A 24,545-nucleotide genomic window follows, 5' to 3' on the forward strand; every position below is an offset into this window, starting at 1 on the left:
CTTGAGCCGGCCATGCCGCTCCAGCGAAGGCAGCAACGTCGGAATCATTACCCGGAGCCGCTTGCCGCAGATCCGATCCGAGCCTCCCACAGCGCCACTAGCGCATCCCTGATAGGGGCGCCATAGGTCGGCTTTCGCTGCCGCCGGGCCTCCGGCGAAATTGCGACATGGCTGGCCAGCGCCCGAACCGCGTGCTTGCGATGCCAGCCCGTCACCGCGCAAAGCTCGTCGAGAATGCGCCCCTTATCTGCCCGCCCTGCTGATCGATAGCGGTCTACCACCGCCGCCGTGATCTCGCGCCGCGCACCCACGCTGATCCGTCCTGCCATCGGCAACACCGATCCGATTCGGTATCGCGGCCCCACTCCTGACGGTCAGTTCTCCGGTAACATTCTTGATGAGGCAATGCGATGCCTGCAGGCCGGGGCCCGCCAGAACGACATGGTGCGGTCGCAGCACCGATATCGTTGCAGCGACCGCCTCTGCAAGTGCTCGGCCTGCCTGCTGGAACAGGTACTCCAGGTGCGGATCGCCGCCCAGTGCCCGCTCGCGCAGCAGAGCCATCTGCGCCTCGGATGGCTGCTGGGAGTCCGCCGGCGGCAGGTCGAGAAAGGTGCGGGCGTCGCGGTAGAGCGCGTAGTCGGCGAGATAGGCCTCGATGCAGCCGCGCTGGCAGCGGCATTGCGGACCGTTCGACCCCAACTTCACATGACCGATCTCGCTGCCGGCGCCGGCGCCCCACCGCGCTTCGCCGTCGAGAACGACGCCCATACCGACGCCGTGGCCGACCATGATCGTGGCCGAGAGGCCTTGCGCCAATCCCGGCTCTGCGGTTGCGAGGGCCAGCGCAACTGCGACAGCATCGTTCGCCATCACGACCTCGGCGCTGAATGCTCGACGCACCGGCTGCGCCAAATCGACGTCGGTAACTGACAGCGCCGGACTCCACAGATTCCGACCAGTATCAGCGTTCACGATGCCCTGGAGCGCAATCCCGATTCCCAACAGCTGATCGGGCGGAGTCGCCGTCGCATCAAGCATCGCGTTGATCTGCGCGATCACGAGATCGCACAGCGCACCTGCATCGAGAGCGCGCGTCGGAACTGCAAGTCGCGACTGCGCCAAGCCAGAGCCTTCGAAATCCGCGATCAGCGTCTCAATCAGGTTCATGCGTACAGAGACGGCGATGATGCGCCCAAACTCCGGGTTCAGGGTCAGCAACACGGCCGGCCGGCCGCGGCGACGGCCACTCAGCCCGTCCGCATCCGCTTCGTCGGTATCGTCGGACCAGGGGGGCGCTGCTGTCTCGGTCTCGCAAAGCAGCTCTTCTGCTATCAGTCTCGACGTCAGGCCCGAAATGGCAGGGAAGCTTAGCCCAGTACTGCGGGCGAGCTCCACGCGCGGCAATGGCCCGTGTCGTCGCAAGACTTCGACGACGCGGCCGCGGTTTGATCCGCGAGCCATGTTTGAAACGCGTCCCTTTAATTCAATAAGTGAAATTAATAGGCGCCATGTGGCGGTGCTGTGATCGAAAGAGCACAGCCGAACCCCCTCGCAACTCGCCATATTTACTATCACTTGAAGAAGGTGCAGATACATCCTCAATCGGATAGTCGCCTCTGCGACATTTCTTCGCGACGTAAATAAATAAGGCGCTGAAGCGCATGAAGCTCCTCACTGGGAGGGCTCCAAGGGAGATGTACATGAACGGATCAATGAAGAAATGGCTAGTGCCACTGCTGGCGACCGCCGCTGCGTTCGCGATGGCCACGGAGATGGCACAGGCCCAGCAGAAAAAGACCATCGCGCTGGTGACCAATGCCGCGGCCGATTTCTGGACCATCGCCGGTCGTGGGCTCGAGAAGGCTCAGAAGGAGCATCCGGAATACGATATTCAGTTGATCGTCACCAACGAAGCGACCGCGGCGGGCCAACGGCGCGAGCTCGACGACCTGCTGGTGCGCGGCGTCGCGGGCATCTCGATCTCCGTAGACGATGCGCCGCATGCAACCGAAGAGCTCAACAAGGTCGCGGCCAAGACAGTGTTGATCACGACGGATAGCGACGCGCCACAGAGCAAGCGTCTCGCCTATATCGGCACCGACAACGTTGCGGCGGGGCGGCAGGCGGGCGAGGAGATCAAGAAGGCGCTGCCGAACGGCGGCAAGATCGCGCTGTTCGTCGGCACGATGGACGCGGACAACGCCCGCGAGCGGGTGCAGGGCATCAAGGACGCGATCGCCGGCACCAAGGTCGAGCTGGTCGACGTGTTCACCGACCAGGTGGACTTCGCCAAGGCCAAGGCGAACATGGAGAACGTGCTCGTCAAATATCCTGACATCGCCCTGCTGTCCGGCCTTTGGAGCTACGAGACTCCGCTGATCTATGACGCGGTCAAGGCGGCTGGCAAGGCCGGCAAGGTGAAGATCGTCGGCTTCGATGAGGATCAGCGCACGCTGCGGGGAATATCCGACGGCACAATCGAATCCACTGTCGTGCAGCAGCCGTACGAGTTCGGGTTTCTCTCCGCCACCAATATCATCAAGACGCTGAACGGCGACAAGTCCTGGATCCCGGCTGATAGCAAGCTGATCGTGCCGACCCAAGTGATCAGCAAGTCCAACGTCGCGGAGTTTACCGCTCACCTGAAGGAGCTGCTGAAGAAGTGACTTCAGCGTGCTTCACGGCCCGGCCGCCACGGTGACCGGGCTTTGGGCGGGAGGAAGCGGGGAATGGCAGAGACACTGCTGGAGCTCAGCGGGATCAGTAAGACCTATCCCGGTGTCAGGGCGCTCGACGATGTCAACTTGCGCGTCTATCGCGGCGAAGTGTTGGGTCTGATCGGCGAGAACGGCGCCGGCAAATCGACGCTGATGCGGGTGCTGGGTGGCGTGATCGCGCCGAGCGAAGGCGTGATCCGCATCGGCGGCAACGACCATGCCCGGATGACGGTGAGCGAGGCGACGCAGGCCGGCATCGCCTTCGTGCACCAGGAACTGAACCTGTTCGAGAATCTCGACGTTGCCGCGAACGTCTTCATCGGACGCGAGAAGCTTGTCGGCGGCCCGCTGAAGCTGGTGGACAACGCGGAGATGCACGCCCGCGTGATGCCGCTGCTGGAGCGCCTCGGCGCCGATTTCGCGCCCGATGCGCTGGTCGAAGACCTGTCCATCGCCGAGCGTCAGATGGTCGAGATCGCCAAGGCGCTCTCGATCGAGGCCCGCGTGATCATCATGGACGAGCCGACCTCCAGCCTGACAATTTCGGAGACGGAACGGCTGCTGGAGGTGATTGCCGACCTGAAGGCACATGGTATCTCAGTGATTTACATCTCTCACCGGCTGGGCGAGATCATCACCTGCGCTGACCGCGTCGTGGTGCTGCGCGACGGACGCACGGTGGGGGAGCTGGCGCGGGACGAGCTAAGCCATGCCGCAATGATCCGGCTGATGATCGGCCGTGACCTGAAGGCGCTGTATACGCCGCCGAAGCGGCCGCCGCAGCCAGGTGGCTGCGACATCGCCGGCGTCGTGACATCAGCCTTTCCCGACCGGCAAGTTGATCTTTCCGTGCGGCACGGCGAGATCCTCGGCCTGGCGGGGCTCGTGGGCGCGGGCCGCACGTCTCTTGCCCGCGCGGCCTTCGGCATTGACCCGCTGCTGGGCGGCGAGATCAGGATCGACAGCGCACCGGTCGCTATCGCGTCGCCGCGTGAAGCGATCAGTCAAGGCATCTATCTGGTGCCGGAGGACCGCAAGAAATCCGGGCTCGTGCTCGAGCTGCCGATCCGCGAGAACATGACGCTGGCGAGCCTCTTGGATCATGCGCGGATGTGGCTGGTCAGCGGGACGGCCGAGCGCAAGATCGCGAAAGAGCAGGTGAGGCGCCTCTCCATCAAGGCGCCGAGCATCGATATGGAGGCCGTGACGCTCTCCGGCGGCAACCAGCAAAAAGTCGTGCTGGGCAAGTGGCTCTCCATGCAGCCGCGCGTGATGTTCTTCGACGAGCCAACCCGTGGCATCGATGTCGGTGCCAAGAGCGAGATCTACGCGCTGATGCGCGACCTCGCCGACCAGGGCGTCGCCATCGTGATGATCTCTTCGGACATGGAGGAGGTCATCGGCGTCTCCGACCGCGTGGCGGTGATGCATGAAGGCAGCGTCAGCGGCGTGCTCGAGCGTGAGCAGTTCAGCGAATACAACGTGCTTCGGCTAGCAATGGGCCAGGTGCTGGAAACCGTGGAAGCGGCTGCGCCATGATGAAGAAAGAACTCGGCTTGGGGCTATTGCTGGTGGTGATCGCCGCCATCACGGGCGCGATCAATCCGGCCTTCCTGTCGCTGGTGAACTTGCTGAATATGGCCAATCTGATCGGCCTCTTCGGCGTGTTTGCGCTTGGCGAGGGGCTCGTGATCATCACCGGCGGCATCGACCTTTCGCTCGGTTCGATGTTCGCACTGCTCGGTGTCGTATTCGTCGACCTTTTGACGACCTATCAGGTTCCTTGGCCTTTCGCGCTGCTGGCCGTGCTGCTGGGTGGGCTCGTGCTGGGGGGCATCCAGGGCTTCCTGATCACCCGCCTGAAGATGCAGCCCTTCATCGTGACGCTGTGCGGGTTGCTGATCTATCGCGGCGCCGCCCGTTACTATACGAGCGATTCGACACGCGGCTTCGGCTATGGCGACGAGGCCGCGACACTGAGCAACATCGCCTCCGGCAATGTGGCGGGCATCCCGAATACCTTCATCCTCCTGATCATCCTTGCGCTGATCCTCGGCGTGCTGCTGCAGCACTCGGTCTACGGACGCTGGCTTTATGCCGTCGGCAAGAACGAGGAGGCGGCGCGCTTCTCGGGCATCAGCACAAATGTCGTGATCGCAACCGCCTATATCATCAGCGGCGGACTCGCAGGAGTTTCGACTGTCTTGTTCGTGTTCTACACGAACTCGGTCTCTCCGAGTTCCTTCGGCAACTTCTATGAGCTCTACGCGATCGCGGCTGCCGTCCTGGGCGGGTGCAGCCTGCGCGGCGGCGAGGGCTCTATTCTCGGTATCGTGCTGGGGACGGCGTTGCTGCAGGTGCTGCAGAATCTTGTGAACATCCTGGGCATCCCAAATTCGCTGAACTTCGCGGTGATGGGGACGGTCATTCTGATCGGCGTGTTGGCGGATCATCAATTGCAGGCCCGTCGGCGGCGCAAGCTGGCGCTGGCCGGCCTCGCCCGCACGGCGCCGAGATCGACACTTGTTCAAGGACAGCAGGGCGCACCACCGCGTGGCGCGGACGCGTTGCCGGCGAGAACGGGCGATCAGGCATAATCGCTAACCAGTTGACACAAAGGTACGGATGGCAGGCGACCGGCTGGCTGAACCTCGAGTTCGACACACAGTATGTGATCAATCTCGGCGGGCGCGGCTATAACGCCGCAGGCTTGAAGACCGACAATGCCATGGTTCTTGGCTTGGGCACCGAGGTCCACTTCTGATGCGATGGTAACCTGTCCCTCTGACGCGAAAGGTGAGTGCATGCCCGCATGGGCATGCAGAGACGTCGCAGACGCGGGCTGTCGCAATGATCGAGCGGTGGCTTGTCGCGGGCTCTGGCTTCCGCTGGACTATTGCGGCTCGATCCCGGCCGCCCTGATGATCTTTCCCCACCTGCCGATCTCGGCCTTCAGGAAAGCTTCGAGCGCTTCGGGCGTTGCGCGCTCTGCGTCGACGGGAGCCATGCTGAGTTCGGCGAAGCGGCTGACGAGCGCGGGATCCCTGAGCGCCGTCTGCAGCGCACTCGCGAGCAGATCTATCACGGGTTTCGGCGTGCCCCGCGGCGCGTAGAGGCCATACCAAGTGGTCACATCGAACGCGGGAACTCCGGCTTCGGCGGATGTCGGCACGCCTGGCAGCGTCGCCACGCGCTTCTTGCTGGTGAGCGCATAACCCTTGATCGTGCCGGACTGGATATACGGCGTCGGCCCCGTTGCTGGATCGCAATAAACGTCGATATGACCGGCGATCACGTCGTTCAGTGCGGGCCCGCCGCCCTTGTAGTAGATCGGCGTGAGCCTGGTATCCGTGACGCTCATGAACATCAGTCCGCAGAGCTGCGATGCGGAGCCGAGACCGACGTTACCGAAGCTGAACTTGTCGCCGTCGCTGCGGATTCGCGCGACCAGCTCGCCCAAATCCTTGGCCGGAAAATCCGGCCGAGCCACGAGGATCATCGGCACGTCAGTGACGAGGCCGATCATGGCGAAATCGCCAACCGGATCGAAGGGAAGCTTGGCGTAGAGCGCAGGCGCGGTGGCTTGCCCGACATGCATCAGGAGCAACGTGTATCCATCGGGTGTGGCCTTCGCGACCCGATTGGTACCGAGCGTGCCGCCGGGCCGACCACATTCTCGATGACGATGGACTGTTTCAGCGTCGCGCTCATGGCATTGCCGAGAATCCGCGCGATCACGTCGCCGGGACCGCCGGCGGAGAAGGGCACAATCATCGTGACCGGACGGGTGGGGTAGTCCTGCGCATTCGCTCCTTGACAGGGGCAAAGCAGGGCAAACAGGATCAGCGATCGCACCAGAAACATCATCGAACACTCCCTGCCTTTTCTTGTCGTTCTAGTCCCCGGAGGATGCGGCCCCCTTGGCTGCCGACCGTTCAATCATGTCGAGCGCGGCCACCGCGGCCGCGTTGATGTGATCGACGCAGCAGCGCTCGGCGAGGTCGGCATCGCCGCTCTGGATGGCTCGCCAGATCGCGGTGACCTCACGCAAGCTCTTGTTGATTCGCTTCGGTTGCGACATCGACGTGATCCGCAACAGTTGAATCCGATCGTGCAATGGCCTAAGCATGCGTTCGATGAATGCATTGCGGCAGCCGCCGATCAGCGCGCCGTAGAAATCGGTTTTTGCCTCGAGGCACCCCGCGAGATCCTGCCTGGCCGCCGCGGCCTTCAACCGGGTCAGAGCTTCCCCGATCCTGCGTGCCACCTCGGGATCGTGAAGCCGGGCGCATTCGCGACCGGCAAATCCCTCCAGAACCGCGCGTGCCGCGTAGAGCTGCCGGGCTTCATCAAGGCTGATCGTGCTGACCACGGGGCCGCGATGCGGGACCGTGCTGACCAATCCGTCGGCTTCGAGGGCACGCAACGCTTCACGAATGGAGGGGCGGCTGACGCCCATCATCTCGCAGAGTTCACGCTCGACCAGGCGCTGGCCTGGCTTCAGGGATCCGGACATGATCGCCTCGCGCAGCTTTTGCGCAACGATCGCCCGGACGGTCGGGACGTCCTCGATGCGGAGCGACTGCAGTTCCATGCGTCTGTCCATGACGGGCCTTGGTTCGAGTGGCTTAAAACCGGTTTACAGGCAGAATCATCATTTCGGCAATTTGAACGTGGGCGGGTTGGTCGAGCGCGAAGACGATCGAGCGAGCGATATCGGCAGGTTCGAGCGCCAGCTTGAACTGGTCGAAATAGTCCTTTTCCTTCTGTCTATCGCCGCGATAGCGGGTCAGGATGATATTAGTCCTGGTCAGGCCGGGCTGGAGCTCGGTCACCCGAATCGCGGTCTCCGCCAGCTCGCCGCGCAGGGTCTCGGTGAACATGTGCACGCCCGCCTTGCTCGTGCTATAGGCGGCCATGTCCGGCACGATCCGGACCGCGTTGATCGAGCTGATGTTGACGATATGGCCAGCATTGCGCCGGACCATGTCGGGGAGGATTGCGCGGGTGACGCGCATCAGACCTATCAGATTGGTTTGGATGATGTTGGACCAATCGTCGGCAGAGCCGACGTCGAAGCGCGTCCGTCCGCCGATGTCGTGCCCGGCGTTGTTGATGAGTACATCGACTGGTTTGAAATGCGCCGGAATGGCGTCCGGCAGGCAATCCACGGCCTGGCGATCGCTGACGTCGACCTGAATCGGAAACACTGCGTTGCCGGCCGAGGCTGCAAGGTCCTGGAGCGCCTCGGCGTCGCGGTCGACCAGCACGGCACGGCGGCCGCTTTCCAGTAGCACCTTGGTGATGGCGCGGCCCATGCCACCGGCAGCCCCCGTCAGGACGACGGTCTGATTCGATTGCTCAATCATCGCAACACTCCAACGGATTGTTATGCGACGGACCAGCCGCCGTCGATCGGCAGGCTGGCCCCGGTTATGTCGTTTGCGGCTGCGCCGCAGAGAAAGACGACCATGGCCGCGACGGCGTCCATGGCGATGAAACGCTGCGTGGGCTGGCGCTCGCCGAGATATTGGCCTGTGAGGTCCTCGACGGGACGGCCGCTATCCGCCGCCATCGTCGCGATCTTGTTCAGAATGGCGGGCGTCGGTAGCGTGCCGGGGCAGAGCGTGTTGCAGGTGATGCCGCTGCGTGCCGTCTCGATGGCGACGGCGCGGGTCATGCCGAGAATCGCCGTTTTGGTGGTGACGTAGTCGATCCGATCCTCGACCGCGCGGGTCGAATAGATCGAACCCATGTTGATGATCCGGCCCCATCCGCGCTGCTTCATCGCCGGCAGCGCCAGGCGGATCAGGTGGAACGGCGCCGACAGGTTCACTGCTAGGGCTTCCTCCCAGCGATCGGGCGGAAACTGCTCAACCGCGGCGAAATGCCGGACCACTGCATTATTGATCAGGATATCAATCGCGCCGCAACGGTGGAGCAGATCTGCCATCATGGCTTCGATCGCGTCACGCTGGGAAAGATCGACGCCGGCTGCGATCACGTCAACGCCAAAGCGGGTGCGAAAGGTGTCGACGGCCTGCTTTGGCGCGACGAGATCGTGAAGGACGATATTGGCGCCCGCGCCGGCCAGGCCTTCAGCAATGGCCAGTCCGAGGCCTGAGGTTGCACCGGTCACGAGCGCCCATTTGCCCTTCATCGCAGCGTTGCTCCGTTATGTCTTGTCGAGCTCCGCGAAGACGTCCTTCGCGTTTCGGAACGCGTCCACGCCGGCCGGTACGCCGCAATAGATCGCGACCTGCATGAAGACCTCGCGAATCTCTTCCCGGGTCGCGCCGTTGGCGAGCGCACCCCGGACATGGGTCTTCAGCTCATGCGGACGGTTGAGCGCGCAGAGCATCGCCAGATTGAGGAAGCTGCGGGTCTTTCGCGTCAGGCCTTCGCGTCCCCAGACGTAGCCCCAGCAATACTCTGTGGTCAGGTCCTGCATCGGGCGATTGAACTCGTCCGCCGAAGCGATCGCCTTGTCGACGAACTCGTTGCCGAGCACGCTCTTGCGGATTTCGAGACCGCGGTCGTAAGTAGCCTTGTCCATCTTGTTCTCCGTTTCTCTCGGGTGATATCAGAGCTTCGGCCAGAACGGCTTTGCCAGCGCGAGTTCGGGCGGGAACACCGTTACCGGCACGCCGGACTGCCACTGCACGATGGTCATGCCAGCGCCGACGCGGCGGCCCTTCTCGTCGAATTTGATCTCGCCGAGCGGATAGTATTTCGAAGGACCAGCATCCATGGTGCGCAGCGCCTCACCAACAGCGACGCGGTCGGCCTTGCCGGCCTTCTCCAGCGCGTCCTTGATCACCCATATGTCGCCATAGGTGGAGATTGCATTCTGCGTCATCCACGGCTCCTTGTAGCGGGTCTTCAGTTCGGCGATCAGCGCCTCGTGGCCCTTGGCGCCCCAGCTCGCGACGCAGGTCAGCACGCCCTGGAGCAGTTCGGGGCTCACGGTTTGCAGCATGTCAGGTTCGGCGATCGCGATGCCGAACGAGATGGTCGGCACCTTGCCCTGACCGAGGCCGAACTCGTTCATCTTCTCGAGCAGCAGCTTCGCGTCGGAGATTACAGTTGGCAGAAAGAAGAGCAGATCTGGCTTTGCCGAGCGGATCTTCTGGACAAGCGAGGTTGCATCGGCCAGCGGAGGCGTGAACGTCTCGTCGACGATCAACTGCAATTGGTTTTCCGCCAAAAGGCCTTCGCGCATCGACTTTGCCGAAGCGATGGAAGCCGCCGTGTTGTCGGTGAGAATCGCGACTGTCTTTGGTCGCTTGCCCGACGTCGTCTCCGCCAGCTTGATGATCTGCGGTAGGGCCTGACGCGCCTGTGAGCCCGCTGTTGCCGAGGTCTGGAATACGTATTTGAAACCGCGGTCCGTGATCAGATCGGAGTAGGAGAGAGTGAGGAGGGGCAGGTTGGCCCGCTCGGTTACCTCGGTCACCGCGAGCGTGAACGAGGACAGGTACGCGCCGCTCGCTGCGACCATGTCGGCTTCTTGGGCTACCATGCGCTGGGCGGCGTTCTTGGCCTTTTCAGTGGTATCTCCGGAATCGAGCACCACCAGCTTCAGCCTGGCGCCGCCGAGCGCTTTGACGCCTCCTTGGGCGTTGATGTGATCGACCGCCATCTCGGCGCCTTCGCGCATCACCGTTCCGGGCCGGGCATAGAGTCCGGAGATCGGCACCAGCAGACCGACCTTCACTTCGGCAGGTTGCTGTGCCCAGGCGCTGGATCCGATCAGTGTGCCGGACGCACCCGCAAGCAGCGTCCGCCGGGTTATCCTGGTCTTATTCGTTGTCATGGCAATTCTCCTCCCTGAAAAATCGCGCGACGTGTTTAGGATTTCTTCGGCCAGAACGGCTGCGCCTGCGCGAGCTCGGGCGGATAAACGGTGACGGGCACGCCCGATTGCCATTGCACGATGACGACGCCGGCGCCAATGCGCCGACCCTTCTCGTCGAATTTGAGCTCGCCGCCCGGATAGTATTTCGACGGTCCGGCATCCATGGTGCGGAAGGCCTGTGCGACCGCGTTGCGGTCGGCCTTGCCTGCCTTCTCCAGTGCCTCCTTCATCAGCCACATGTCGCCATAGGTCGAGATGACGTTCTGCGTCATCCAGGGCTCCTTGTATTTGGCCTTGATCTCGGCGATCAGGTTCTCCTGACCCTTCGAGCCCCAGTTGGCGACGATGGTCATGATGCCTTGCACGGTATCCGGGCTCACGCTCTGGAGCATGTCCGGTTCGGCGATGGTAATGCTGAAGGACACGGTCGGGATCTTGCCCTGGCCGAGGCCGAATTCGCTGATCTTCTCAAGCCCGAGTTTTGCGTCCGACACCGCATTCGGCATGAACAGCAGTAGATCGGGTTTTGCGGAACGGACCTTCTGGATCAGCGGGGTGGCATCCGACAGCGGCGGGGTCCAGACTTCCTCGACAACGAGGTGCAGGCCATCCTGCGCGAACAGCCTTTCCTTGAGCGCCTTGGCGGTCGCCACCGAAGTTGCGGTGTTGTCCATCAGCATCGCTACGGTCTTCGGCTTCTTGCCTGACGCATTTTCGGCGAGCTTCATCAGCGTCGGCAGGCCGAGTTCGGACTGACGGCTTGCGGGTGCCGCGGTCTGGAAGATGTATCTGAATCCCCGATCAGTCAGCAGGTCCGAATAGGACAGCGTCAGCACCGGCAGTTCGGCGCGCTCGGTCACCTCGGTGACGGCGAGGGTGAAGGAGGAGAGATAGGAGCCGGTGGCGGCGACGAGATCTGGCTCCTGCGCCACCATGCGCTGGGCCGCGTTCTTGGCCTTCTCGGTGGTGTCGCCGCAGTCGATCACGACCAGCTTCAGCCTAGCGCCGCCGAGGGCCTTGATCCCGCCCTGGGCGTTGATGTGCTCGATACCCATCTCGGCGCCCATCTTCATCACCTGGCCGGGACGGGTGTAGATGCCCGAGAGCGGTACGATCAGGCCGACCTTGATCTCGGCGGGGGCCTGTGCGCGAGCGACGCCGGCGAGGCCGACGGCGGCGGCGCCGGACAGCATCGTCCGGCGCGTTAGTCCTCTCGATCTCTTGTTCACGTTGTTCTCTCCCTGGTCCTTGCTTTTGTCTGTCACATGCCGAGATAGGCCTTGCGCACGCGGTCGTCGGCACGCAGCGTCTCGTTGTTGCCTTCGAGCACGACACGTCCTGCTTCGAGGACATAGCCACGATCGGCGGATTCCAGCGCTTCCGCCACGCGCTGCTCGACCAGCAGCATGGTCAGGCCGGACTGGCGGCGGATATCGATCAGCCGCTCGAAAATGAAATCTGCAGTGGATGGTGCGAGACCCATCGAAGGCTCATCGAGCATCAGGAGTTTTGGCGAGGAGGCTAGCCCGCGACCGATCGCGAGCATTTGCTGCTGGCCGCCGGACATCGTGCCGGCGAACTGATTGCGGCGCTCCTTCAGCACCGGTAGCCACTCGAAGACGCGTTCGACGTTGGCCTGCCAGTCGCGCCGACCCCTTTCGGTCATCGCGCCCATTTCCAGGTTCTCCATCACGGTCAGCGACGGAAAAACCTGGCGCCCCTCGGGGACGTGGGCGATGCCGAGATGGGCACGCTGCGGCGGCGGCACCGCGAGGAGGTCGACGCCGTCGAACCAGATTCTTCCGCCGCTCGGCTTGACGATGCCGGAGATCGTCTTGAACAGGGTGGTCTTGCCGGCGCCATTGGGCCCGACGATTGCGACGAACTGGCCGGATTCGACATTGATCGACACATCGTTCAGGACAGGTTTGGCCGAATAGCCTGCGCGCAATTCCTCAATGTGGAGCATGCGCCACCCATTTTTTGCCGAGATAAGCCTCGATCACGCGGCTATCGTGTGTCACCGCTTCCGGAAGCCCCTCGGTGATGACGGCGCCGTGGTCAAGGACGAGGAAACTGTCGACGAGGCGAACCATCGACTGCATGGTGTGCTCGATGATGGCGATGGTGATGCCATCGCGCGCAAGCTGCTGGATCACGGCAACGACCTCGTCCGCCTCGCCGTGGCCGAGGCCCGCGAGCGTCTCGTCGAGCAAGAGGATGCGCGGCTGGCCGGCGAGCGCCCGGGCAAGCTCCATCAGTCGCAGCTCCTTGGTCGAAAGTTCGCCTGCGACGCGATCGGCGACCGCCGAGAGACCGACGCGGGCGACCGCATTACGGGCAAGCCTGCGCGCCTCCTCGTCCGAGCGCGCGCGCACATAGGCACCCACTACTACGTTGTCGAGGATCGACATACGCAGGAATGGGCGCATGACCTGGAAGGTGCGGCCGATGCCGGCCTCGCAGATCGCGTGCGGTCGCTCGCCGGACATGTTGCGGCCGTCGATCAGTACTTCGCCCTGGCTCGGCTTCAGGAAGCCATTGAGGAGATTGAACAGCGTGGTCTTGCCGGCGCCGTTCGGGCCGATGATACCGAGGATCTCGTTCTTGTGCAGCTTGAAGCTGACGTCCTGTACTGCCTTGAGGCCGCCGAAGGAGCGAGAGAGGTTGCGCACCTCGAGCACGACCTCGTCGGCCGCGCCGTTCGGCCGCGAAACGGGCTTTAGTGCCGTTACGCTTGCCAGAACCTCTTTCGACGCAGTCGTAGGCGCCGCCCGTGGTGCCACCCGCTTGCGCAGGAGGTCGCGCAATTTCCAGAACAATCCTTCTGGCGCCAACAGGATGACGCAGACGATGGCAAAGCCGAAGATCACGCCCTGAATGCCGGGAATGCGCGCACCGGCCTCTGCGTGCAGGATTTCTGCAAGCGGGATCAGGATCACCGAGCCGATCACCGGACCCCAGACGGTGCCGACGCCGCCGAACATCGCGACCGTGAGGGCCTGCGCCGAAACCAACATTCCGAATACCGATTGCGGGGTCACGACCAGCAGCACCTGGGCGTAGAATGCGCCGATGGCTGCGGCGATCGCGCCGCTGAGCGTAATCGCGCGCAGTTTCCAGGCCAGCGTATCGATACCGGCTGCCTCTGCCGCCGCCTCGTTCTGCTTGATCGCCAGCAGAGCCATGCCGAAGCGGGAGCGCTCAATGACCTGCGTCAGCACGATCGTGGCAAGCATGATCGCCAGCGCCAGCAACGTATAGAGGTGCGGATCTGAAAACTGCATATAGGCGATCGGCGCGTCGCGTTTGATCGGAAGCGTCACCTCCTGGAAGCCGAGCCACTCGAATACGTAGAGAATGGCGAGCGGATAGGCGAGCATCGCCAGCGCGAAGTAATGGCCCTGCAGGCGGAAGGTTGGAAATCCAATCAGGAGCCCGGCGATACCGCCGAGCATCGCGGCGACCGGGATCAGAAACCAGGGCGAGATGCCGAAATAGATCTGGCCGAGCGCGGTGGTATAGGCGCCGATCCCGAAGAAGGCTGCGTGGCCGAACGAAATCAACCCAGTGTACCCGCTCAACAGGTTCCAGGACAGACCGAATACCGCCCACACCGGGACCAGCGTCAGAATGAGCTGGTAGTAGGAATTGGTGACACCGAGCGAGATCGCGGCATAGGCGATCGTGAAGAGCAGGGGAGGAAGCAGCGAACGCATCCGGAGCATGATCATGTCCTTTCGACCATGCGCCCGAAGAAGCCTTGCGGGCGGAAGAAGATGATGAGGAGGAAGACGGCGAAGATCGCGGCGTTCTGCAACTGTGTCGGCAGGATCAGCGTCGACATCTGTTGCACGAGGCCGATGGTCATGCCGCCCCAGAAGGCGCCGATGATGCTGCCCATGCCGCCGAGCACGACCCCGGCATACATCACGATCACATATTCGAGCCCGACGAAGGGATGGAACGGATAGTTGGTGGCGAGCAGGCCGCCGGCAATCGCCGTGATGCCGCAGCCTAGCGCGAAGGCGGTGCGGTGCGCGCGGTCGACGTCGATGCCCATATAGGTCGCCGCCGTTGGATTGTCGGCGGCGGCGCGCAGCGACTTGCCGATCCGCGTGCGTGCGATCAGGAGCGAGAGCAGCGTCATGATCGCCAGCGAAACGACCGCATCGATGCCGCGCGCCTTGTTGAGGAAGATGCTCACGTCGAAGAAGGGACCGAGCTCCCAGGCCGAGCTCGACAGCGGCGTACGGATCGAGGCGAGCACCGATCCGAAGATGATGAGGCCGCCGTTCTGAAGGATCAGCGCGATGCCGAGCGTGAGGATGAGTTGGGCGTACTGACCCTCGCCCTCGAGCGAGGCGGTCCGCGTGCCCGAAACGTGCGAAATCAGGGCCAGATGGACGAAATATCCGAACACCGCAAGCAATGGGCCGGCCAGCAGAATGGCAACGAAGGGCCCCACCGTATTGCCGAACAGAGCCTGGATGCCGGCCGCGGTAAACAGGTAGAAAGCGACATACATGCCGAGCATCATGAAATCGCCATGAGCGAAGTTGATGACTCGCATGACCCCAAAGATCAGACCGAGGCCAACGCACATCAGTCCATAGATGGCGCCGATCAGGAGTCCCGCGGCAAGCGCTTGCAGAAATCCTTCCATCAGCGCTGTCTCCGGACAGCGCTCGTGCAAGTTTGCTGGCGATCGCTCGCCGGTCGCGCTGTTAGGCTGGTCTCCCGGTCGACCATGTTTCCCCCGTATCGTCCGACGTTTCTTATGAAGCTGATCGCAAAGCGCGTCCCGGCGTGTCTAAACGGCACTGCGCCGCAATGACCCTGGCGTCGCCAAGTTGGTCGCAATCGTCGACGAGTTGCTCGAGCCGCCGCGTGCGGTCCTCGCCGATGACGCGGCTGGCGGCAGCCCGAAAGCGCGTCCGAATATCTGAAGGCGTTGCGGCGACGACATCGGGCAGGGCGTGCCCGATCCTACGTCCACCGCGCAGGTGCACGGTGACATCCGCTCCCTGTTTGCCGGGGAAGGCGGCGGTGAAGCCGGCATCTGCCTTGAGATCGGTGACCGACACCAGGCGCAGGATGTCGGCCTCATCTAGCCCGGCATAGTTCTCTTCCTCGATCGCGCCGCGCGACAGCGTCGCTGCGACGCTGAATGGAATACTCATCTTGGCCTGGAGCGCGGTGAGGTAGGGGCCCCTGGAATCGCAGCCGGGATAACGAACGGCGGGCTCGGGCGCGCGAACGACGATGCGTTCGATCTCGTCCGCGCTGGCGAGCTCATGTGAGACGCGAAACGCCGCCTGTGCCGCGGTCTGCGCGAAATTGCAAGCCGGTACCGGCTTGTTGTAGACGGCCATGATCTCGCACTCGCCACTCGGAAACAGCGCGATGCTGTCGGGTGCGGCCTGACGGCGATAGGCGGCGAATAGGCCGGCTCTTCCTTCGAGGATCGTTTCCGAACCGAAAGCGCCGGCCGCCGCAAGGCCGATAGCCTTGATCGCGTTGCTGGCTGCGAAGCCCGGATGAAAATACATGTCGGAGCCGCCGGCATGCGGCCACTCGTTGAGCCCGCTGGACGTATTGGCCGCAATTGCGATGGCGCTGGTTGCGGCGTCTTCGGAGAGACCGAGTGCAAAACTTCCCGCGAGGGCCGCGCCGGGTGGGGTCACCAGCCCGGTCGGACGATAGAGCCGCGCGAGGTCGGATGTCAGGAGCGCGCGGCCGATCCGGGCGCCGGTCTCGTAGCCAATGATGGCGGCAGCGAGTAGCCTCGTCCCGCGCAGCGGCGTTTGCTCGGACAGCGCAAGCAGGGTCGGCCAGATCACGACGCCGTGGTGCGCGATGCTGGCCGCATGCATATCTTCCCGGACGAGACCGTGTCCCATCACGGCATTGGCGAAGGCGGCATCGGCTGGCGAGGAGAGTTGCGAAGTTCCGATGATCGTCGCGCTGCCACCGGCCTGCGCGATCGCAACGGCCTGGCGGCTCCAGGGATGATTGCCCGCCTCGAAGGCGCAGGAAAGAAAGTCAAGCAGGCAGATCTTTGCCTTGGCAATGACCTCGGGCCCAAAATCCCCGAGATCGAGCGCAAGCACGCTCCGCGCCATCCGGCGCGCGAGCGATACTTTGCCGGATTCGGTCGGACCGATCGCCATCGCAATCCATGCTCCCTGAGGTTCGCGCGGTCAGCTGCGCATCTCGATTCCGGCCCATTCCTCGAGCACCTTGGCGATCGAGGTGAAGTCGGATGACGCGCCATATTTGGCGTTGGTGATCGCGAGCATCTGCCGCACCACCGCGCCGCAGACCATCGGCACGCCCATCGCCTCGGCCTCGTCCACGCACAGCCGGACATCCTTGTAGGAAAGCCCGGTGGTGAAGCCGAAATCGAACGTGCCGGGCAGCACCGCGCGTGGGAATTTGTCTTCGGACGCGCTGTTGCGGCCGCTGCTGGCATTGATGATGTCGATCAGCACCTTTGCATTGACGCCGCCCTTGACGCCCATCGCGACCGCCTCCGACGTGATCACCAGCGCTGCCGCCGCCATCAGGTTGTTGGCGAGTTTGGCAGTCTGCGCCACGCCGGGCTTGTCGCCGGTGTAGAACAGCTTGCCGAAATTCTTCAGGATCGGCTGGACCGTCTCGTAGGTCTCCTGCGGGCAGGACACCATGACGGCGAGCGTGCCGTTGACCGCGCCCTTGATGCCGCCGCTCACGGGCGCATCGACCAGCGTCATTCCCTTCGCCTTGAGCCCTTCGGCGACGAGCTTCGCAGCGCCGGGACCAGAGGTCGACAGATCGACCACGATTTTCGCGCGGTCACCGCTGCTGATGCCGTCTTGTCCGAGCGTGACTGCCTTGACGATGTCTGGTGTCGGCAGGCTGACGAGCACGATATCGGTGCGCGAGGCGACGTCGGCCGGCGAGTTGCCGAGTAGTGCGCCACGCTTGACCAAGGGCTGGGTCGCTTCGCTTTGGGTATCGTAGACGACGAGCGAATAGCCCGCATCCATCAATCGCCCTGCCATGGGGCCGCCCATGCGGCCCGTGCCGATCACGCCGAGCGCTTGTCCTGCCATCGTTCACTCCCTGTCGCGCGCCCTGGATGGCGCGCCTTCATGATCTTTTTCGTCGATCGTTTCGCGGGCAATGTTCTCGACCGCCGTCGTCGCGGGAGCGGATCCCGCACCAGCCTGGAGGATTGTTGTGATTGTCAGACAAGCTGTCAAGCATAACATTTTGGGTCGACAGTTTGCCGCGGATCGACATAAGGTTCGGGAAAACGAGGAAGACGCCCCGCGTGCCGCAAGACCAGATTCCAAGTGTGAGCAGGACACTCGCCGATTTCGTCGCTGCCTCGTCATGGGCGGACGTGGAGGCGCAGAGCCATGAGGCGCGACGATCGATTCTCAATTTCTTCGCAACGGCACTCGGCTCCGCGCACGATCCGGTGGTCGTTGCTGCGATGCGGACCTTGTCGCCGTTCAGCGGTGTCGCGACCGCGACGATTATCGGCCATTCGGAGCGGCTGGACGCGCTGTGCGCCTCGTTTGTCAACGCGATCTCGGCGAATCTTCTCGATTTCGACGACACTCATCCCGAGACGATCATTCACCCGGCAGCCCCGGTTGCGGCTCCCATACTGGCGCTTGCTGAGACGCATCGGCTGTCGGGACGCGATGTGCTGACGGCGTTCATCCTCGGTGTGGATTTAGAATGCCGCATCGGCAACGCGGTCTCGCCGCGCCACTACGCGCGCGGCTGGCACATCACCTCGACCTGCGGGATTTTTGGCGCGGCGGCAGCGTGCGCGAAGCTGTTGGGATTGCCAGCAGAAGGAATTGCGAACGCAATCGGGATTGCGGCGAGCCAGTCGGCGGGCAATGTCGAGAACCTGCCGAGCGCAGCCAAGAATGTCAGCGTGGGCAATGCGGCGCGTAACGGGCTGTTCGCGGCGTTGCTTGCGCAGCAGGGCTATGAGGCCGCACCTCGCGCCATCGAAGGTCCGCTCGGCTGGGCACGCACCATGGGTGCCGAGCCAGATCTCGTGCGCCTGCTCGGTGGCCTCGGGAAGTCGTGGGAGATCGCGAAGAATACCTACAAACCTTATCCCGCAGGCATCGTCTTCCATGCGGTCATCGATGCCTGCCTCCTGTTGCGCGAGCGGATTGGCCGAAAGGTCGACCAGATCGAGTCCGTGACTGTGCAGGGCTCGGCACTGCTGCTCGCGCGGGGCGACCGGGCCGTCAATAACGAGCGCGATGCCCGCGTCAGCATCCACCATTGTTCGGCCTGTGCACTGTTGCTCGGTGCGGCCGGCGTCAGCGAATTTTCGCGCGAGACCGTGGTTCGGCCCGATATCACGCAGCTGCGGCGGAAGGTGAGGGCAGAGCTTGACGGCGAGATGCCCGACGGCGCCGCGCGCGTCATTTTGCGCCTGTTGTCAGGTGAAGTTCTCACTGAAACCGTCATCTCGCCGCGCGGCAGCCTGGCCGCTCCGCTCGCAGACTGCGACATCGAGGCCAAGCTGCGCGGCGGCGTGCGGGTGGGCGGGAGCGATTGGGATGCGGACCGTGTCATAGAAGCGGCCTGGCAGCTCGACGCGTTCGATGACGTCGCCGACATCCTGCAATCGCTGCGACCACCGCTGGCGTCGCGCCACACGGCTTCCAATCGTCTCTAGACATAATTCTCAAGACCGGAAAGGATGATCATGAGCAAGACCGAACTGTTCGAAAAGGGCCTGAAAGTTCGCAAGGAAGTGCTCGGCGAGGACTACGTCAACAAGTCGATCGCCGGCGCCGACGAGTTCACGCGCACGATGGCAGAGTGGTCGACCGAATTCTGCTGGGGCGCGTTGTGGACGCGGCCCGGTGTCGACCGGCGCACGCGCTCGATCGTCAATTTGGCAATGCTCGGGGCTCTGAACCGGCCCCACGAGCTAAAGCTGCACGTCAAGGGCGCCCTGAAGAACGGGCTGACCAAGGAGGAGATCAAGGAGATCCTGCTCCAGGTCGCGGTCTATTGCGGCGTACCCGCGGGCATCGATGCCTTCCGCAATGCGCGCGAGGCCTTCAACGAAGTCGATGCGAGTTCCTGAAGGCGCGTCCGTTCGATCGGAAGACTCATGGCCGACCCCGAATACGAGCTCTTCGCGATCCGCTATGCGACGCGCGATGCGCAACGGAGCGAGCACTTCATCGGCGGCGATCCGCATGACGGGCCGATGCCGACGGACTATTTCATGTGGCTGGCCAGGGGAGGTGGTCGCACCTTCGTCATCGACACGGGATTCAACGCGGAAGTTGCGAAGAAGCGCAGCCGGACATTCCTGTGCTGTCCGGTGGAGACGCTTCGTGCGTTCGATATAGATGCCGCCGACGTCAACGATGTGATCCTCACACATTTGCATCACGACCACGCTGGCAATTTCGACCGTTTTCCGAATGCGCGATTTCACTTGCAGGAACGAGAGCTTGCGTACGCTACCGGACGCTACATGCAGTATCCGAGGCTGTCGCACTCGTTCGAGGTCGAGGACATCTGCGGGATCGTGCGGCTCAATTATGCGCGTCGGGTCCTCTTCTACGATGGCGATGCCGAAATTGCGCCTGGACTGACGGTCCATTCGGCAGGCGGACATTCGGCGGGCCTTCAGTTCGTCCGCATCAGGACGCGCCAGGGCTTCGTCGTGCTCGCCTCCGACGTTAGTCATTTCTACGAAAACATGACCAGCGAGCGTCCATTCACGACCGCGTTTCATGTCGGCGACATGCTCGTGGGCTTCGACAAGCTGCGGGCCGCGGCGCCCGACGCGGATCACATCGTTCCCGGGCACGATCCTCTTGTCATGAAGCTCTACCCGGCGCCAAGCCCGGATCTGAACGGTGTAGCCGTTCGCCTCGACGTGCCGCCGTCTGGCGCCTATTCCCAGTACGTTGACCGGGGAACGACGGGATCGGTGTAGATGCTGGTCGCCTGCTGCGAAGGCACGAGGTAGAGCATCTTGGAGCGCTCTTCGGTCCAGAACTCGAGCGCGCCTTGCGAGTCGCCAGTGTGGGCTAGGCCTGGAAGAAGGGATTGGCCGGCCGCGCAAGGCCGAGGTGATCCCGCAACGTCGTCCCCTCATAGTCCGCGCGGAACAGCCCACGCTCCTGCAAGATGGGTACGATGAGCTCAACGAAATCCTCGAACCCTTCGTGGAAATAGGGCGGCATCACGTTGAAGCCGTCGGCGGCGTGTTCCTCGAACCAGAGCTGGAGCGTATCGGCGATGCGCTCGGCCGAACCGCACAGCACCCAATGGCCGCGGGCGGCGGCGGTGAGATTGTAGAGATCGCGCAGCGTCATGTTCTCGCGGCGCCCCTTGGCGAGCATGACGCTTGCGAAACTGTGATAGCTGTCCGACGGCGCGATGTCCGGTATACCCCCGTCGAGATCGTAGGCCGACATGTCCCGGCCGAAGCGGTCGGACAGGATCGCGAGCGCATTGCTGCCGCTGACAAAGCTCTGGAGCACGTTGAGCTTCTCGAACGCTTCCTTGTCTGTGCGGCCGACGACGGGCATCACGCCCGGCAGCACCGTGACATCGTCGGCCTTGCGGCCGAACGACGGCAGTCGCGTCTTCAACGACGTGTAACCAGCCTTGGCCTCCTCGATGTCCTGCACCACCGAGAATACGATATCGGCGGTGCGCGCGGCGAGAGCCTGTCCGGCCTCGGAGCCGCCGGCCTGGAGCACGACGGGGCGGCCTTGCGGGCTGCGGCCGATGTTGAGCGGGCCCTTCACCTTGAAGAACGTGCCGTCATGGTCGATCGGGCGGAGCCTCGCCGGATCGATGTAGAGGCCGCTGGCGCGGTCGGCGACGATGGCATCATCCGCCCAGCCGTCCCACAGGCCCCCGACGACGTCGAGGAATTCGCCGGCCAATTCGTAACGGCGGGCGTGGTCGGGATGGGTGGTGCCGAAATTCGCAGCCGTGGCCGGATTGGCCGTCGTCACCGCATTCCACGCCGCGCGACCCTTGGAGATGTGGTCGAGCGAGGCGAACACGCGCGCGACCGAGAACGGATCGCTGTAGGTGGTGGAGACCGTCGCGCCGAGGCCGATGTGGCTGGTCGAGGTCGCGAGCGCGGCGAGCATCGTCAGCGGCTCCAGCCGTAGCGTGTAGGAGGGGTGGGCGGCGGCATCGGCATAGAGGTTGTCGCCCATGAAGATCAGGTCGAATTTGCCGCGCTCGGCGGTTCGGCCAATCTCCTGGATGGCCGCGAAATCCTGGAAGCTGTCGACCGCGCCGGGGTAGCGCCAGCCGGCGACGTGGCTGCCGGTCCCCAGGATAAACAGGCCGAGATGCATCTGCCGTTTCATGGCGTCATATCCAGAACAGGATCTTGCGTTCGAGAAAGCCGATCAGGCCGAAGAAGGCGAGGCTCGCGGCTGATGCGACGAAGATCGCCGCCCAGACCTGGACGAAGTCGATCTGGAGCACCGCCTGGTAGATCACCCAGCCGAGTCCGCCATGCGCGCCGAGCATCTCGGTGACGATCGCTACGATCACGCTGCGCACCGTCGAGACGCGCATGCCGGCGAGCAGCAGCGGCAGGGCGGTCGGCAGGCGCAATCGCCACAGCACCCCGAAGCGGCTTGCCCCGAAGCTGCGCATGAGGTCGACGGCGCGGCGGTCGACACGGTCGAGCCCGGCCAGCATCGAGAGCAGGATGGTGAAGCTCACCGCCATCGCCACCATCACGATCTTCGAGCTGACGCCGATGCCGAACCAGAGCAGGATCAGCGGCGAATAGCCGACCACGGGCACCGAATTGATCGCGGTCGCGAGCGGCAGGATCGCGGCGCGCAGCGCCGGAGCCAATGCGATTGCGACAGCGAGGCCGATACCGATCAGGCAGCCCAGCCCGTAGCCCACCAGCGCTTCGAGCAGGGTGTAGCCGGCGGCGTCAACGAGCGTTGCGCGCTTGGACCAGAGGCCTGCGAGGATGTCGCTGACCGCGGGGAGAACGTAGGCCGGCAGATGCAGTCCGCGCGACGCGCCTTCCCAGCACGCGACCAGGAGGACGGCGCCCAGGATGCCGCGCTGGACGGCGAGCGACGGTGAGACAAGCGCGCGGCTCATTGCTCGGCGCTCCAGAACACGAGCCGACGCTCGACCGCGGCGACCACCGCGTAGAAGCCGGTGCCGAGCAGCGCGGCGGCGAGCAGAGCGGCCCAGATCGCGACGACATTCTCGGTGAACATGGCCTGGAGCAGCAGCACGCCGAGCCCGGTGGTGTCGCCGAACCATTCGCCGACGATGGCCCCGACCAGACTCAGCGATGCGGCGAGCCGCAGCGCGACGAATATCTGTGGCAGTGCCGTTGGGAGCTGCAAGCGGAGCAGGAGCTGGCGGTTGGAGGCGCCAAAGCTGCGCATCAACGCGACCTGCTTCGGATCGACGGTTTCGAGGCCCAGCAGCGTGTTCACCGTCACCGGAAAGAAGGTCAGATAGAACGCGATGATCGCCTTGGCGAGCAGGGTGTTGCCGAACCACAGCACCACGAGCGCCCCGAAGGCGATGACCGGAATGGTCTGCGACACCACGAAGATCGGAAACACCATCTCGCGCAGCGCGCGGACGCGGAAGAACGCGACGCCCATGAGCACACCAAACGCGCCGCCGGAAGCAAAGCCGATCAGCGTTTCGGTGAGCGTACGCAGGAAGCCGTCGACATAGGCGCGGGGTGTGGCCGCGATCGCCAGCAGGATCGTGCTGAGGCGCGGCAGATAATAGGGACGGATGCCGAACAGCTGCACCGCGCCTTCCCAGATCATCGCCGCGGTGGCGAGGCCGAGCAGGAGCCGAATCAGCTTGTGCAGTGGAGCCGGCATCGCGATGCGCTGCGCAGCAACCCAGCGCTTACCAAGCGATGCCGCCGAAGGGCTGCTCACGGCAGCCGGTCCGCCAGCGGAACGCCCTGGATGAAGCTTGCATCATACGCGGCGGCAAGATCGAGCGGCTTGGAGATGACGCCGTATTTCAGGAAGAAATCGTGGGCGGTCTTGACCGCGTCGGCATCGATCCAGAACATGCCGTTCTTCGCCGCCGTGCCGGCGGTCATCAGGCGCTTCACTTCGGTGAGCATGAACTCCTGCTGCGCGCGGTCGAGCGTCGGGGCTGCGGCCATCACGGTGTCGACGGCTCCCTTCGGATCTGCGAAGGCGTCCTTCCAGCCCTTCAGCGAAGCGCGCAGGAACGCCTTGACGAGTTCCGGCTTCTCCTTGGCGGTCGCATCGGCGACGATCAGCGTGTCGCGCGGGAAAGTGATGCCGTAGTCCTCGGCGACGAAGGTCTTCAGGCTGTCCTTGGGCATGCGCGACTGGATGGTGTAGAACTCGTTGTAATAGGTCGCCGTGACCACATCGACGCTGCCGTCGACGAAGGGCGTCACCGAAACCTGCTGCGGCTGGATCTTCAATTCATCCGGCTTGATACCTTCCTTGGCCAGCATGCCGTTCAGCACGTGGTTGGCGCCGGTGAACCAGGTGGTGACGGTCTTGCCCTTGAAGTCCTGGATCGTCTTCACCGGCCCGTCCTTGCGGGTGACGAAGATGAAGGGGGTGATCTGGTGCGATACACCGATGCAGACGATCGGGAGTCCCTTGTCGCGAGCCGCGAACACGCTGTCGGTGCCGCCGGAGAGGCCGAACGTGTCGGCGCCGGTCGCGACCAGGTTTTCGGTGAGCAGGTTGGGCCCGCCGGGATTGATGGTGAGGTCGATGCCCTCGGCCTTGTAGTAGCCCTTGGCCGCTGCGACGTAGAAGCCGGCGAACTGGGCCTGTGGCAGCCATTTCAGGCGTAGGCTCGCCTTCTGCGGCTCGGCCGCTTGCACCGACAGAGAGCCGGTCGCCAGCGCGATGGCGGAGAGGACTGAGAAGGCGTGGCGGCGGCTCAACATG

General features: G+C 63.7%; 24 protein-coding genes and 1 pseudogene. 7 read left to right on the top strand and 18 right to left on the bottom strand.

Annotation, left to right across the window (positions count from 1 at the left end; all coding sequences use genetic code 11):
* Positions 1–243 precede the first annotated feature (243 nt).
* Positions 244–1,464, bottom strand: coding sequence for an ROK family protein (locus IVA82_RS20575; RefSeq protein ID WP_247388477.1), 1,221 nt, complete (start codon positions 1,462–1,464; stop codon positions 244–246).
* Positions 1,465–1,703: 239 nt separating this feature from the next.
* Here IVA82_RS20575 and IVA82_RS20580 point away from each other — a divergent pair, with 239 nt between their 5' ends.
* The 4 genes and pseudogenes from IVA82_RS20580 to IVA82_RS20595 form a co-directional block, all read left to right on the top strand.
* Entirely contained in the window at positions 1,704–2,669 is a 966-nt protein-coding gene (locus IVA82_RS20580; RefSeq protein WP_247388365.1) for a sugar-binding protein, read from the top strand.
* A gap of 63 nt (positions 2,670–2,732) precedes the next feature.
* Positions 2,733–4,259, top strand: coding sequence for a sugar ABC transporter ATP-binding protein (locus tag IVA82_RS20585; RefSeq protein ID WP_247388366.1), 1,527 nt, complete (start codon positions 2,733–2,735; stop codon positions 4,257–4,259).
* Positions 4,256–5,317 (top strand): ABC transporter permease, encoded by a 1,062-nt coding sequence (locus IVA82_RS20590; RefSeq protein ID WP_247388367.1) that lies wholly within the window; start codon positions 4,256–4,258, stop codon positions 5,315–5,317. The genes IVA82_RS20585 and IVA82_RS20590 overlap by 4 nt, the downstream gene beginning before the upstream one ends.
* 23 nt (positions 5,318–5,340) lie before the next feature.
* Positions 5,341–5,484 (top strand): annotated as a pseudogene (locus IVA82_RS20595) (carbohydrate porin); the annotation flags it as partial.
* 129 nt (positions 5,485–5,613) lie between these two features.
* On the opposite strand, the gene IVA82_RS20600 reads toward IVA82_RS20595, so the two are convergent.
* The 13 genes from IVA82_RS20600 to IVA82_RS20655 all read right to left on the bottom strand — a co-directional run bounded on the left by IVA82_RS20600 (position 5,614) and on the right by IVA82_RS20655 (position 17,675).
* Positions 5,614–6,327 carry a tripartite tricarboxylate transporter substrate-binding protein gene (locus IVA82_RS20600; RefSeq protein ID WP_346658788.1) on the bottom strand — a complete coding sequence of 238 codons (714 nt, stop codon included), beginning with the start codon at positions 6,325–6,327 and terminating at the stop codon, positions 5,614–5,616.
* The gene (locus tag IVA82_RS49015; RefSeq protein WP_346658789.1) at positions 6,318–6,587 is read right to left on the bottom strand and encodes a hypothetical protein; all 270 of its coding nucleotides are present in this window, start codon (positions 6,585–6,587) and stop codon (positions 6,318–6,320) included. Before IVA82_RS49015 ends, IVA82_RS20600 begins: the two co-directional genes overlap by 10 nt.
* Before the next feature lie 28 nt (positions 6,588–6,615).
* Complete coding sequence (locus IVA82_RS20605) at positions 6,616–7,314, bottom strand: GntR family transcriptional regulator (RefSeq protein WP_247388368.1); 699 nt, start codon at positions 7,312–7,314, stop codon at positions 6,616–6,618.
* A 34-nt stretch (positions 7,315–7,348) separates the two neighbouring features.
* Positions 7,349–8,089 (bottom strand): SDR family oxidoreductase, encoded by a 741-nt coding sequence (locus IVA82_RS20610; RefSeq protein WP_247388369.1) that lies wholly within the window; start codon positions 8,087–8,089, stop codon positions 7,349–7,351.
* Between the two features lie 20 nt (positions 8,090–8,109).
* Positions 8,110–8,880, bottom strand: a complete 771-nt coding sequence (locus tag IVA82_RS20615) for an SDR family oxidoreductase (RefSeq protein ID WP_247388370.1) — start codon at positions 8,878–8,880, stop codon at positions 8,110–8,112.
* Positions 8,881–8,895: 15 nt separating this feature from the next.
* Complete coding sequence (locus tag IVA82_RS20620) at positions 8,896–9,276, bottom strand: carboxymuconolactone decarboxylase family protein (RefSeq protein ID WP_247388371.1); 381 nt, start codon at positions 9,274–9,276, stop codon at positions 8,896–8,898.
* 27 nt (positions 9,277–9,303) lie between these two features.
* Complete coding sequence (locus IVA82_RS20625; protein WP_247388372.1) at positions 9,304–10,536, bottom strand: ABC transporter substrate-binding protein; 1,233 nt, start codon at positions 10,534–10,536, stop codon at positions 9,304–9,306.
* Between the two features lie 35 nt (positions 10,537–10,571).
* The gene (locus tag IVA82_RS20630; RefSeq protein ID WP_247388373.1) at positions 10,572–11,807 is read right to left on the bottom strand and encodes an ABC transporter substrate-binding protein; all 1,236 of its coding nucleotides are present in this window, start codon (positions 11,805–11,807) and stop codon (positions 10,572–10,574) included.
* A 32-nt stretch (positions 11,808–11,839) separates the two neighbouring features.
* On the bottom strand, positions 11,840–12,547 hold the full coding sequence (locus IVA82_RS20635; protein ID WP_247388374.1) for an ABC transporter ATP-binding protein: 708 nt from the start codon (positions 12,545–12,547) through the stop codon (positions 11,840–11,842).
* Positions 12,534–14,312 (bottom strand): branched-chain amino acid ABC transporter ATP-binding protein/permease, encoded by a 1,779-nt coding sequence (locus IVA82_RS20640; RefSeq protein ID WP_346658790.1) that lies wholly within the window; start codon positions 14,310–14,312, stop codon positions 12,534–12,536. Before IVA82_RS20640 ends, IVA82_RS20635 begins: the two co-directional genes overlap by 14 nt.
* Entirely contained in the window at positions 14,309–15,244 is a 936-nt protein-coding gene (locus IVA82_RS20645) for a branched-chain amino acid ABC transporter permease (RefSeq protein WP_247388376.1), read from the bottom strand. Before IVA82_RS20645 ends, IVA82_RS20640 begins: the two co-directional genes overlap by 4 nt.
* A gap of 112 nt (positions 15,245–15,356) precedes the next feature.
* A complete protein-coding gene (locus tag IVA82_RS20650) occupies positions 15,357–16,751 on the bottom strand; it encodes an MmgE/PrpD family protein (protein ID WP_247388377.1) in 1,395 nt (464 codons plus the stop codon).
* Between the two features lie 30 nt (positions 16,752–16,781).
* Positions 16,782–17,675, bottom strand: coding sequence for an NAD(P)-dependent oxidoreductase (locus IVA82_RS20655; RefSeq protein WP_247388378.1), 894 nt, complete (start codon positions 17,673–17,675; stop codon positions 16,782–16,784).
* Between the two features lie 245 nt (positions 17,676–17,920).
* Here IVA82_RS20655 and IVA82_RS20660 point away from each other — a divergent pair, with 245 nt between their 5' ends.
* The 3 genes from IVA82_RS20660 to IVA82_RS20670 are packed head-to-tail and all read left to right on the top strand — an operon-like array spanning position 17,921 to position 20,563.
* Complete coding sequence (locus IVA82_RS20660) at positions 17,921–19,279, top strand: MmgE/PrpD family protein (RefSeq protein ID WP_247388379.1); 1,359 nt, start codon at positions 17,921–17,923, stop codon at positions 19,277–19,279.
* A 30-nt stretch (positions 19,280–19,309) separates the two neighbouring features.
* Entirely contained in the window at positions 19,310–19,696 is a 387-nt protein-coding gene (locus tag IVA82_RS20665) for a carboxymuconolactone decarboxylase family protein (protein ID WP_247388380.1), read from the top strand.
* Between the two features lie 27 nt (positions 19,697–19,723).
* Positions 19,724–20,563: an N-acyl homoserine lactonase family protein gene (locus IVA82_RS20670; protein ID WP_247388381.1), complete on the top strand. Its 840-nt coding sequence runs from the start codon at positions 19,724–19,726 to the stop codon at positions 20,561–20,563.
* 94 nt (positions 20,564–20,657) lie between these two features.
* Here IVA82_RS20670 and IVA82_RS20675 read toward each other — a convergent pair whose 3' ends face one another.
* The 4 genes from IVA82_RS20675 to IVA82_RS20690 are packed head-to-tail and all read right to left on the bottom strand — an operon-like array spanning position 20,658 to position 24,544.
* Positions 20,658–21,962, bottom strand: coding sequence for an LLM class flavin-dependent oxidoreductase (locus tag IVA82_RS20675; protein ID WP_247388382.1), 1,305 nt, complete (start codon positions 21,960–21,962; stop codon positions 20,658–20,660).
* Between the two features lie 4 nt (positions 21,963–21,966).
* The gene (locus tag IVA82_RS20680; protein ID WP_247388383.1) at positions 21,967–22,725 is read right to left on the bottom strand and encodes an ABC transporter permease; all 759 of its coding nucleotides are present in this window, start codon (positions 22,723–22,725) and stop codon (positions 21,967–21,969) included.
* The gene (locus IVA82_RS20685; protein ID WP_247388384.1) at positions 22,722–23,537 is read right to left on the bottom strand and encodes an ABC transporter permease; all 816 of its coding nucleotides are present in this window, start codon (positions 23,535–23,537) and stop codon (positions 22,722–22,724) included. Before IVA82_RS20685 ends, IVA82_RS20680 begins: the two co-directional genes overlap by 4 nt.
* Entirely contained in the window at positions 23,534–24,544 is a 1,011-nt protein-coding gene (locus tag IVA82_RS20690) for an ABC transporter substrate-binding protein (RefSeq protein WP_247388385.1), read from the bottom strand. The genes IVA82_RS20685 and IVA82_RS20690 overlap by 4 nt, the downstream gene beginning before the upstream one ends.
* Position 24,545: the final 1 nt, after the last annotated feature.

Origin of the sequence: Bradyrhizobium sp. 142, assembly GCF_023074015.1 — a bacterium.
Taxonomy (GTDB): Bacteria; Pseudomonadota; Alphaproteobacteria; order Rhizobiales; family Xanthobacteraceae; genus Bradyrhizobium.